Below are 11901 nucleotides of genomic sequence, written 5' to 3' on the forward strand. Positions count from 1 at the left end.
CTGAACCGTACGGCCGTCCCGCCCCATTACCGGGCGGGGCGGCCCGTCGTCTATCCCGCCGCACGGCGGGCCCCTGCCGGCACCGGCTGGCTATCCCAGTGAGGAGAACAATGAGCGAGAAGAACTACCCCGCAATTCCCGACCCCGAGGGCGTGGAGCGAGTCTACGGTGAACTGCTGGCGCGAGCACCCGAAAACAAGATGGCACCGCGCCTGGACGCCGTGGCGCGCGCCGTCGAAATCCTCGGCGACGTGCACCGTGCCGCACCGGTCATCCACATCACCGGCACGAACGGCAAGACCAGCACTGCCCGCATGATTGAGGCGCTGCTGCTCGGCCACGACCTGCGCGTGGGCCGCTTTACCAGCCCGCACCTCGAGAGCGTCACCGAACGTATCTGCATCAATGGCGCACCCGTACCGGACGCCACCTTCGTGCGCATCTGGGACGAAATCGCCCCCTACCTGCAGATTGTGGACGCGGAGATGACCTCCCGCGGCGAGCCCGCCCTGACCTTCTTCGAGTCCATTACCGTGCTTGCCTTCGCGATTTTCGCGGACGAGCCGGTGGATGTGGTGGTGCTCGAGGTCGGCATCGGCGGCACCTGGGACTCCACGAACGTTGCCGACGGCGTGGTCTCCGTGGTCACCCCGATCGGTCTGGACCACACCGACATGCTCGGCGAAACCCTCGCCGAGATTGCGACCGAGAAGTCCGGCATTATCAAGCCCGGCGGCTTCCTGATTTCTGCCGCACAGGACCCGGAAGCGGCGGATGTGCTACTCGCTTCCGCCCGCGAGAAGGAAGCATCCTTCGCCTTCGAGGGTGTGGAGTTCGGCGTGGTCTCCCGCGAGCTTGCGGTCGGCGGTCAGCTGCTGACCCTGCGCGGCCTGGCGGGCGAGTACCCGGATGTGCCGCTGTCGCTGCACGGTGCGCATCAGGCGCAGAACGCCGTGGTGGCTCTTGCCGCTGTGGAGGCGTTCTTCGGCGGTCAGCGTCAGCTGCCCGAGGACGTCGTGCGCGCGGCCTTCGAGACCGTGCGCTCGCCGGGCCGCCTGGAGGTTGTGCGCACCGAGCCGCTGACCATCCTGGATGCGGGTCACAACCCGCACGGTGTGCGTGCTTCCGCGGCTGCGCTGACGGAGGCGTTTAAGCTGTCGCACCTGCACGCGGTGGTCGGTATTTTGGGTGAGAAGGATGCTCTGGGCATGTTTGAGACCATGCGCGAAGAGTACGTGGACGCCTCGGACGGCACGTTCCGCCTGTACCTGGCGGCGTCGGATTCGCCGCGTGCGATTGCCCCGGAGCGCCTGCACGAACTCGCCTTGGACGCTGGTCTGGACGAAGATTCGATTGAGGTGTTCGAGCACCTGGATGAGGCGATTGCCACCGCCATGGAGAACTCCCTCTTCGAGCAGGAGTCGGCGGGTGTGCTGATTACCGGCTCGATTACCGTGATTGGTGAGGCACGCACCCTGCTGGCTGCGCATGCGGAGGAGAAGACCCCCGGTGCCGAGGCGGAGGAACTGCCGGACGAGCTGCCCGCCGAGGCTGGCCTGTACGCCGGTTCTGCCGGTGCCGCCTCTGCGGCGACTCTGGCGGCTGCGGCTGCGGCTGCGGCGGCTTCTGAGGCGGAGCCGGACGAGCTGCTGAACGACATCATGGCCGAGCTGGGCGGCGAGTCTGCGGCGGGTTCTTCGCTTGAGGATTCGCTGGGCCTGCCGCTGGGTGATTCGTACACCGATGATTTCTTCGGTGATGATGACTCCGAAGACGAATAAAGCCCACTGAGGTTATTGACGAGAAGGCGGGGTGCCGCTCTCCGGTTGGTTTTACTGGGCTAGTATTACCGGCTGGGGGAGCGGTGCCCCGCTTTTTCGCACCCAGCCTTTTTGTGCCTCCGCCTTTCTGTCTTTTGCCTCTGCCCTCGCGCTCCCACTCGAACCCCACTCGAACCCACGTTCCCTCACGCGTTCCCAGGGGCTCTCACCTAACCCCAATCGCCCGATTTTCTTCGGCGTACCCCACCCCCACCCTCCCAGAAATCGAAAATAACGAAAATTTTTGGGCACCGAGCACACAAAACCGGGCGCGCCTGCCCGCCACGGTGCTATATTCACTGAGGCGCCGGCCCCAACGTTCGAGGCCGCACCAACACACCCGCACACATACGCATACCAGCGACGGTATGCCACATAGCGAAAGGCACCCATCATGCCCGCACCCTTCACCGATTTGATCGGCACCGATTCGTTCACCGAGTCCCTACGCCAGGAGAACATTGCCACCTGGCTCTCCGCCACGAATCACCGCTTTGTTGCTGAGCTTTTTGACGGCTCGATTGCCCCGCAGGTTATGGCGGGGTACCTGGTGCAGGACTACCGCTTCCTTGATACGTTCCTCGCGCTGATTGGTGGCGCTATCGCCAACGCTGACACTCTTGCGGGCCGCCTGCGCCTGGCGCAGTTCGCGGGCGAAATTGCCGGTGACGAGAACACCTACTTCCTGCGCTGCTTTGAGACTCTGGGCGTGACCGAGCATCAGCGTGATTCCATGCCCGATACGGAGGCGACCACCGGCTTCAAGCGCCTCTTCCTGGATGCGGCGGCGAGCGGTAGCTACGCGGCGATTCTGTCGGTGCTGGTGGTTTGCGAGGGCCTGTACCTGGATTGGGCGTCGAAGGCTCCCGCCAAGCGCCCGGATTCGTTTGTGCACAACGAGTGGATTACCCTGCACGACTACCCGGAGTTCCGTGAGCTGGTTGATTTCCTGCGCCGTGAGCTGGACCGTGTGGGTCCGGCGGATGCGCAGGCTGCTCGCGAGTTCTTTAGCCGCGCGGTGGAGCTGGAGCAGCAGTTCTTTGACGATTCGTACACCCACCCGCTGCCCTAAGTAATGCCCCGGATAAAGCCCTAGAAATATCCCGTGGAGACCCCCGGAAGGTTCCGCCCGCCGCTAAATTGCGGGCGCCTCCCGGGGGTTTTCGCGCGTTAAAGACTTCCCGAAGACACCTCGAAAGCGCCCCGAACGAACCCTGAAAAAGCCCCGAAAACGCGCCCATCTGCGTAAAATAGCACGTCATAAAACGGAACATATAGGTTGATGGCGTGCCATTTGGTGTTGTGAGAGGCTAGGATAAATGGGGTACCGCTTCCGGGGTGCTGGCTATGCCGCGCCGGTATGTACCCGCTACTGCACGAGGTGAAACACACTATCTAAAGGAGTCGTATGAGTACCGCCGCATCGAGTACTACCGAGCCTAACCACGCTGAGAAGAAAGAGCAGCAGGGGCGCAGGGGAACCCGGGCTGGCTACTCAGATCGACAGCTCGGGTTCTGGCTGGTTGGTGCGGGTCTGATTGCGCTGATTTCTTCGGCGATTCTGGTGTATGAGCGCCTGCAGATTTATATTGATGCTGGTCACTCCACGGTCTGCGATATTAACGCCCTGCTCAGCTGCGGTACGGTGATGCGCACCCCGCAGGCGGAGGCTTTCGGCTTCCCGAACCCGTTCATTGGCCTGGTGGGCTTCTCGATTGTGGTGACTATCGGCGCCGCGATGATGGCGGGTGCACAGTTCAAGAAGTGGTTCTGGGTCTGCATGGACATTGGTTTGGCGGCTGCGACCGCGTTCATCATGTGGCTGTGGTACCAGACAACCTTCCAGATCAACGCCCTGTGCCTGTTCTGCATGATTGTGTGGGTTATGACCATCACGCTTTTTGTGAAGACCACGGTCCGCAATGTTTCGCTGGGGGTTATCCCGGCGTCGCAGTCGATGCGTGAGAGCGCTCGCGGCTGGTCGTGGTTTGCGATTAGCCTGTGGTTGATCCTGATTTTCGGCATTATTGTGATCCGCTTCTTTGAGGTCATTGTGAATATGATGCGCTAAGCATTGAGCTGTACCGCCCCGGTGCCTGTTGGTGCCGGGGCGTTGCTGTACCCGCAGGCAGATTGTGCCGGGAAGAAGGTGGCGGGTAGATTGCGGTGGGTAGCGGGGGAGGCGCCGGTGACCCGAGCCGTGAAGTCAGCGGGGAGGCGGCGCGGGTGCGTATAATGGTCAGGTATATTCATGAGCGGCATCAGCCGGGACCGTTCGCGGGGTTCACCTGCGGCGTCGACTGCCCGCCGTTCTGCTGGACACTAGATTCTTGATACCCCTTCGAGGAGAACCGTGAAGACTGCCGGAATTGCCGCAATGGGCGCTGCTGCCGTTATTTTTCTGACTGCCCTGCTGTTGCTGACTGCCGGTCACTTCTCGTTGCTGTGGGTGATTCTGCTGGTGGTTTCTCCGTTCGTGTTTATTTTGGGTGTTCCGTTTGCGACCGGTTCCGGTCCGGAGTACCTGCCGACTGACCCGAAGCTTGCTCAGCAGGCTCGTGAGGCGCGCGACGCGGAGCTGGGTCTGGGCTAGTCCCTCCTCTCAAGAACTTTTGAAGCCGGGTGGTGCGTAGTGGCACGCCCGGCTTTGCTGTACCCGCTATGGTGCTCGCCGCAGTGCCCGCGCATCCTGGTGGGAAGTGATGCCTGGATTGGGGGTCCTGGGTGGCTTTGAGGCACCCGCTACCGGGTATAATGAAAGACGGTGTCTTGTGCGCCCCGCACGCGCATGAAGATCCCCACCAACGCATCGAGGGAGAGTACCCGATGAGCGCCGGCTATAAGCCGCGGAGCATAACTGTCGCGCCGCGCGGGCCGCCCGCCTCGGCGAAGAAACCCGAAGACCGGCAGGGCACCCAGGAAGGGTGTGAGCGTGCCGTGCTCGAGAGCGAGGTGGCTGTGACCGTCGCGGCGCGCTCTGCGTTCCGCCCGCTCGCCCCCTACGGCTGAGGCACTGAATGAGATAGTGCTCGACTGAAGCGCCGATGAACGCGCACCGTAGGGTGAGGCTTGAGCCGCGGTGGCAGCAACTAGGCTTTGCGCTGTATGCGCGCTGTTAAAATCCTTGCGGTGCGGAGCAGGGTGTAACGAAAGAAGATTAATGTCTGACGAGAAGAACGTCGAACTTGGGGTTTTTGAGGCGCTGAACGCCCTCGCGGAGGAGAAGAACGCCTCTGCAGAGACCCGTGAAACTCTGCGTAAGAATGTTCGTGAGAGCTCTGAGGCTCAGCAGGGTACTGAGCGCCGCCGTCCGGGTCGCCCGAAGAAGGAGAAGACTCCTGAGGTTCCCCTGGATGAGGCGATTGCTGCTGGCCTGACCAACCTGCGTAACGCGAAGGCTAAGCACGCGCCGGCACCGAAGGTTGCCGCTCCCGTTGCGTCTGAGACCGAGGTTGCTTCTACTCTGGATAGCCTGTTTGCGGCTGCTGAGAAGAAGGCGGCTGAGCCTGCTGTTGAGGAGAAGACTGCTAAGGTCGAGACCGTCGAGAAGACCGCGAAGGTTGAAGAGGTCGCCAAGGTTGAGAAGGTTGCTAAGACCGAGACCGTGGAGAAGACCGCCAAGGTCGAAGAGATCGCCAAGGTCGAGAAGGTGACCAAGGCAGAAAAGACCGAAGAAGCCGCAGAAGAGACTGCCGAAGCTGAATTCGTTGAGGGCGAGGCCGCCGCAGAAGCCGAGGTTGAGGCCGAGGAGACTGCCGAGAAGCAGGCTGAGAACACTGAGGCTGACTCCGCAGACGCAGAGCCTGCAGCTGAGGAACCCGCTACTGAGGAGCCCGAAGTAGCTCCCGAGCCCGTCAAGACCATTAGCGACCTGCAGCGCGAGAAGCTGCAGGAGCTGCGCTCGCGTACCCCGATGGGTGCGATGCCGCTGTTCATGGCACCCGAGCCGGAGGAGCTGAGCGAGCTCGCTGTTGCCGCCAAGCTGGAGCGTGAGGCACGCCGCGCCGCTGCCGAGGAGCAGAAGCGTAAGGAGCGCATGGAGCGCCGCCGCGAGGAGGCTGCCGCTGAGGCTGAGGTGACGAGCCACCGTCGCCGTCGCCGTCGCCGCGGTACCGAAGATATTGAGATTGAGGGCGGTGTTGATGATGACGTTGAGACCGTCACCAAGGTGCGTGCGCCGCGCCTGGCTGACTCTCACGCATCCAACACCGTGACCGGTGTGCGCGGTTCTACCCGCCTGGAGGCGAAGCGTGTGCGCCGCCGCGAGTCCCGCTCCCTGGGCCGCCGCCGCCACATCGTGACTGAGGCTGAGTTCCTGGCTCGCCGCGAGTCTGTAGACCGTCAGATGCTGGTTCGTCAGAAGGACGGCCGCATCCAGATTGGTGTGCTTGAGGACGGTGTGCTGGCTGAGCACTTCGTGTCTAAGACCCAGCAGGATTCCCTGATTGGCAACGTGTACCTGGGTAAGGTTCAGAACGTTCTGCCGTCCATGGAAGCTGCGTTCGTTGATATTGGACGCGGCCGCAACGCTGTGCTGTACGCGGGTGAGGTCAACTGGGATGTCACCGGTCTGGACGGTGCGCCCCGCAAGATTGAGAACGCCCTGAAGCCCGGCGATTCGGTTCTGGTGCAGGTCACCAAGGACCCGATCGGTCACAAGGGTGCCCGCCTGACCAGCCAGGTTTCCCTGCCCGGCCGCTTCCTGGTGTACGTGCCGGGTGGTTCCATGACCGGTATTTCCCGCAAGCTGCCCGACACCGAGCGTGCTCGCCTGAAGAAGATTCTGAAGGACAAGCTGCCCGAGGGCGCTGGCGTGATTGTTCGTACCGCGGCGGAGGGTGCTTCTGAAGAGGAGCTGACCCACGACATTAACCGTCTGCGTGCGCAGTGGGAAGAGATTCAGGAGAAGGCTAACTCCCGCAAGGTGCTGGCTCCGGAGATGCTCTACCAGGAGCCCGACCTGATGATTAAGACCGTGCGTGACGTCTTCAACGAGGACTTCACTGCGATGATCGTTCAGGGCGAGAACGCCTGGGATTCCATCGAGGCGTACGTGACCTACGTGGCGCCGGACCTGGTCTCCCGCCTGCAGCAGTGGGACGGCGATGACGACCTCTTCGACCACTACCGCATCAATGAACAGCTGGCGAAGGCTCTGGACCGCAAGGTGTACCTGCCTTCGGGTGGTTCGCTGGTGATTGACCGCACCGAAGCCATGACCGTGGTGGACGTGAACACCGGTAAGTTCACCGGTAGCGGCGGCAACCTGGAAGAGACCGTCACCAAGAACAACCTGGAAGCTGCTGAGGAGATTGTCCGTCAGCTGCGTCTGCGCGATATCGGCGGCATTATCGTCATTGACTTCATTGACATGGTGCTTGAGTCGAACCGTGACCTGGTTCTGCGTCGCCTGATTGAGTGCCTGGGCCGTGACCGTACCAAGCACCAGGTGGCTGAGGTGACTTCGCTGGGTCTGGTTCAGATGACCCGTAAGCGTCTGGGCACCGGCCTGCTTGAGGTCTTCTCGGAGCCCTGTGAGCAGTGTGCTGGCCGTGGCCTGATTGTGCACGATCAGCCGCTGAGCGGTCGTAGCGGTGGCGCGTCGGATTACATCCACCGTCACGAGCGTAATGACCGTAAGCGTGCCCGTGCGGCTGCTCGCGAGGATTCTCGTGACCAGCAGAAGCAGGACGCCCTGGAGTCGAAGAAGGCTGAGCGCCGTAACGCTATGGCTGCGGTGGCTGCCGCGTCCGCTCAGGCTGATGAGGCTTCGGAGGAGACCACTTCGACCCGTAAGAAGCGTAAGCGCCGTAAGCGTTCGCGCCGCGCGGAGACCGCTGAGCTGTCGCTTGAGCAGGAGATTCAGGGTATTGCCGAGGCTGCCAGCGAGCAGGCTCACGCGGAGGTTGCTCAGCGTGAGGACAAGGTCGCTGAGGTGACCGGCGGTAACTGGATTGGCGAGCAGGGCGGTTTCTCCCTGGAGCAGCTGGCGAGCGCGTTCGACCGTGTGGAGGAATCCGCTGAGGATTCTTCGAAGGGCTCTGACCAGGAGCGTTCTGCAGAGGACCGTTCGGAGGAGCGTCGTTCGTCCAAGCGTGGCGAGAAGAAGTCTTCTCGTAACCGCCAGCGCCGCGAGCTGACCGATGCGGATATTGCCGCTGTGGAGGATTCCGGTGCGGGTGCGCTGGAGGACGAGCACCACGTTGACCCGGAGCTCGACCCGCGCTTTAGCCGCTCTTCGGATCGTTTCGAGGCGATTCGCGCTGGCGAGGCGAAGGCTCGTGCTTCTCAGAAGGCTGGCCGTCTTGCCCGCACTGAGGGTGACTCGTTCCGTTCGAACCGCGAGGATCGTGCGGCGAAGCGTCAGAACCGCGAGCAGCAGAACGCTGAGGCAACCTCCGAGAAGGCTCAGGAGTCCAAGCGTGTTGAGCGTGAGGATCTGCGCATTGAGGATGTCCGCGAGACTCCGCGTGCGTCCCGCCGCCGTGCGCGTCGTGCCGCTGATGAGAAGCGTGCCGAGAAGGCTGCTGAGCAGAGCGTGGCAACTGAGCAGAATGTGGCATCTGAGCAGGCACCCGCAAAGGATGGTAAAGTTGAGAAGTCCGCGAAGACTGAGTCTCGCCCGGTGGTGACCGGCGTGATTGGTGCTCCGGCTGTGACCGGTGTGATCGGTTCGGCTCCTGCCGCAGTTGAGGCTGAGGCTCCGGCTGAGGAGGCTCAGAAGCCTGCGGCTCAGGTGCCCGGTTCGACCCCGCGTAAGCGTCGCACTCGCCGTGCGGCGTCGAGCGCTGGCGCTGGTGCTAAGGTAGTAACTGTTGACGCTTCCGAGCGTGCTGAGGGTTCCGTGGTTGCTTCCGCTTCTGTTGCGGATGTGGCTCCGGTGGCTGATGACGCTTCGGCTCCTGTCTTGTTCGGCATTGGCGTTGCCGCTGCCGATATTAAGCGTGAAGGTAAGGACGATTAGTCTTTAGCTTCCGATCATCGGAATTCCGATGGTGTGTATGTTGCGCCCCGGCGGGGTGGAGTAATCCACCTCGCCGGGGTTTTTTATGCCCGGTTTATCTGCGGTGTATCTGCCGGGGTTGAGTAGCATCACGTGCCGACTTCGTGCGTTCCGCAAATTTATCTATTGCGCGGCCCGTCCCTCATGCCGTATTCTTAAGGACTGGTGTTTATCTCAGTGAAGCCCTATCGACGCAGGGCCAGCGGGAGACACCGCTCCCACCCGCATCGTCTTCGGCTCGGTCGAGTACTCGGCCGAGGTTGGAACGTGCGGGAGAGAGACACCACCGGTGAGCCTCGCGTGTTGGCTCCGGCGGGCAATCCCGTCGGAACGCACGGGCCGTTCCTCCTTTTCGCGGTTATTCGACCGGCGGGGGAGGGCGCACAGCAATGAAAGCGCAGGCTGCTCATCCGAGTGAGATCCAAGAAGCAAGTTGTCGAGAAAAGTGAGTCCCATAGTGGCATACGCGATTGTACGCGCTGGCGGCCGCCAGGAGAAGGTTTCCGTCGGCGACCTCGTTACCCTTGACCGTGTTGCAGGCGAGCCCGGCAGCACCATCGAGCTGCCCGTGCTGCTGCTCGTCGACGGTGACAAGGTCACCGCTGACGCAAAGTCCCTGGCTTCCGCCAAGGTTGTTGCTGAGAAGGTTGAGGACCTGCGCGGTCCGAAGATCGTTATTCAGAAGTACAAGAACAAGACCGGTTACAAGAAGCGTCAGGGCTTCCGCGCCGAGCTGACCACCGTCAAGATTACCGCTATCAACGCGTAATTAAGACGACCGGAATTCAACCCTAAGGTAGGAATACAGAATGGCACACAAGAAGGGCGCAAGCTCCACCCGTAACGGCCGTGACTCGAACCCCCAGTACCTCGGTGTTAAGCGCTACGGCGGCCAGTCCGTCAACGCAGGCGAGATTCTCGTTCGCCAGCGCGGCACCCACTTCCACCCCGGCCTGAACGTTGGCCGCGGTGGCGACGACACCCTGTTCGCTCTGGCAGCAGGCACCGTCGAATTCGGTACCCGCAAGGGCCGCAAGGTCGTTAACATCCTGGCAGCAGCTGAGTAATACTCACCGCTAGGGCAGAGGGGGTAGGCGTTAGTCTACCCCCTCTCGCTATGACCTCGAATGCCGTGGATGCCCGTGCTAGGCTCCACGATGAGGCGCACCCCAACCCGGTCGCGCCTGCCGCCGCATCCGCAGCATGATTGGTGTGTGCCGTGCGGCGGCGAAGTGAAGATGTTCAAGATAAGGAGAACCCGTGGCAGAGTTCGTGGACCGCGTGGTCTTGCATGTATCTGGCGGTCGCGGAGGTAACGGCTGCGTCTCCGTGCGACGTGAAAAGTTTAAGCCCCTGGGCGGCCCTAACGGTGGTAACGGTGGTAATGGTGGCGCGGTGATTCTGCGCGTGGATAACCAGACCACGACCCTGTTGGAGTACCACCACAGCCCGCATCAGCACGCCCCGAATGGCGATATTGGTCGTGGCGATATGCACCACGGCTTCAACGGTGAGGATCTGATTCTGACCGTGCCGCAGGGTACTGTGGTGAAGGACCGCGAGGGTAATGTTTTGGCTGACCTGCTGCGTGTGGGCGACGAGTATGTTGCTGCGCGTGGCGGTATGGGCGGTCTGGGTAACGCTGCGTTGGCTTCGGCTAAGCGTAAGGCCCCCGGTTTTGCTCTGTTGGGCACCCCCGGTGAAGAGGCTGATATTGTTCTGGAGCTCAAGTCCATTGCGGATGTGGCTCTGGTGGGTTACCCGTCGGCGGGTAAGTCTTCGTTGATTGCTGCGATTTCTGCGGCGCGTCCGAAGATTGCTGACTACCCGTTCACCACTCTGATCCCGAACCTGGGTGTTGTGCAGGCGGGCGATGTTCGCTACACCGTCGCGGACGTGCCGGGTCTGATTGAGGGCGCTTCTGAGGGCCGCGGTCTGGGTCACCGCTTCCTGCGCCATGTGGAGCGTTCTTCGGCTCTGGTGCACGTGATTGACTGCGCTACCCTGGAGCCGGGCCGTGACCCGATTAGCGACTTTGAGGTGATTCGCGGCGAGCTGCAGAACTACGAGGTTGACCCGACTGCGGGTGTGACCGTGCCGCTGCATGAGCGTCCGCAGATTGTGGTGCTCAATAAGATTGACGTTCCTGAGGCTCGTGAGCTAGCGGAGTTTGTTCGCCCCGAGTTTGAGGAGATGGGCTTTAAGGTCTTCGAGATTTCGACGGCTTCCCATGAGGGCCTGAAATCCCTGATCTTTGCGATGGCAAAGCTCGTGGAGGAGGATCGCGTAGCTCGTGCCGCTGCCGAGAAGGAAGCGGAGCGCGTGGTGGTTGAGGCTCCTGTGGTTCGCCCGAAGGGCTTCCGCGGTAAGAAGAAGCAGGAGTTCATTATTCGCCGCGAGGAGCGTAACCTTGAGCCGCTGTTCCGCGTGATTGGTGAGAAGCCTGAGCGTTGGATTCAGCAGACTGACTTCAATAATGATGAGGCTGTCGGCTACCTGGCGGACCGCCTGGCGCGCCTGGGTGTTGAGGATGAGCTGTTCAAGGCTGGTGCTCGTGCCGGTGACGCCGTGGTGATTGGTGAGAACGACAACTCGGTCATCTTCGATTGGGAGCCGACCATGGTCGGTGGCGCCGAGCTGCTGTCCTCCCCGCGTGGTACGGACGCTCGTCTGGAAGAGATTATTCGCCCGACTCGTGCGCAGAAGCGTGTGGAGTACAAGGAGCGTATGGACGCGAAGGCGGAGGCTCGTGCCGAGCTGGAGTCCGAGCGTGTTGCAGGCGTGTGGACCGAGTCGGTCGAGTACCGCAAGAAGCTGAAGGAAGGCAAGGTCGACGAGAATATCGACATGCCGAACGTTGATGACTAATAGCTGAGCGTTAGCTGTTGCCTGGCTGATGCTTGGTCGTTAGGTATTGGTGCCGCGTGCCGGGGTTCGCTCCGGTGCGCGGCGCTCTTTCTTCCTGACGCTTTGATTGCCTTTTACGCAGCCTCTTGTACGGCATCTTACGCCGCCTCTTGCACTGGTTTTGCGCGTCGGAACACGCGGGTGAGCGTGTGGGCGGGCGTGCTGGCTGGG

8 protein-coding genes are annotated in these 11901 nt (G+C 61.9%); all 8 read left to right on the forward strand.

The window, feature by feature from the left end; all coding sequences use genetic code 11:
* Nucleotides 1–110: 110 nt before the first annotated feature.
* The 8 genes from AB8E48_RS01580 (at nucleotide 111) to obgE (ending at nucleotide 11691) form a co-directional block, all read left to right on the forward strand.
* Nucleotides 111–1781 carry a folylpolyglutamate synthase/dihydrofolate synthase family protein gene (locus tag AB8E48_RS01580; protein WP_368885555.1) on the forward strand — a complete coding sequence of 557 codons (1671 nt, stop codon included), beginning with the start codon at nucleotides 111–113 and terminating at the stop codon, nucleotides 1779–1781.
* A gap of 433 nt (nucleotides 1782–2214) precedes the next feature.
* Nucleotides 2215–2892: a TenA family protein gene (locus AB8E48_RS01585; protein ID WP_368885556.1), complete on the forward strand. Its 678-nt coding sequence runs from the start codon at nucleotides 2215–2217 to the stop codon at nucleotides 2890–2892.
* A 336-nt stretch (nucleotides 2893–3228) separates the two neighbouring features.
* The gene (locus tag AB8E48_RS01590) at nucleotides 3229–3891 is read left to right on the forward strand and encodes a vitamin K epoxide reductase family protein (protein ID WP_368885557.1); all 663 of its coding nucleotides are present in this window, start codon (nucleotides 3229–3231) and stop codon (nucleotides 3889–3891) included.
* A 282-nt stretch (nucleotides 3892–4173) separates the two neighbouring features.
* Nucleotides 4174–4413: a nucleoside-diphosphate sugar epimerase gene (locus AB8E48_RS01595; protein ID WP_368885558.1), complete on the forward strand. Its 240-nt coding sequence runs from the start codon at nucleotides 4174–4176 to the stop codon at nucleotides 4411–4413.
* Nucleotides 4414–4980: 567 nt separating this feature from the next.
* Nucleotides 4981–8784: an Rne/Rng family ribonuclease gene (locus AB8E48_RS01600; RefSeq protein ID WP_368885559.1), complete on the forward strand. Its 3804-nt coding sequence runs from the start codon at nucleotides 4981–4983 to the stop codon at nucleotides 8782–8784.
* Nucleotides 8785–9280: 496 nt separating this feature from the next.
* Nucleotides 9281–9592 carry a 50S ribosomal protein L21 gene (gene rplU / locus AB8E48_RS01605; RefSeq protein WP_005505764.1) on the forward strand — a complete coding sequence of 104 codons (312 nt, stop codon included), beginning with the start codon at nucleotides 9281–9283 and terminating at the stop codon, nucleotides 9590–9592.
* A 40-nt stretch (nucleotides 9593–9632) separates the two neighbouring features.
* Nucleotides 9633–9890, forward strand: a complete 258-nt coding sequence (gene rpmA, locus AB8E48_RS01610) for a 50S ribosomal protein L27 (protein WP_005505766.1) — start codon at nucleotides 9633–9635, stop codon at nucleotides 9888–9890.
* 193 nt (nucleotides 9891–10083) lie between these two features.
* On the forward strand, nucleotides 10084–11691 hold the full coding sequence (obgE, locus tag AB8E48_RS01615) for a GTPase ObgE (protein ID WP_070831046.1): 1608 nt from the start codon (nucleotides 10084–10086) through the stop codon (nucleotides 11689–11691).
* The last annotated feature ends 210 nt before the right edge of the window (nucleotides 11692–11901 follow it).

Origin of the sequence: Rothia mucilaginosa (assembly GCF_964211445.1) — a bacterium.
GTDB lineage: Bacteria > Actinomycetota > Actinomycetes > Actinomycetales > Micrococcaceae > Rothia > Rothia mucilaginosa_E.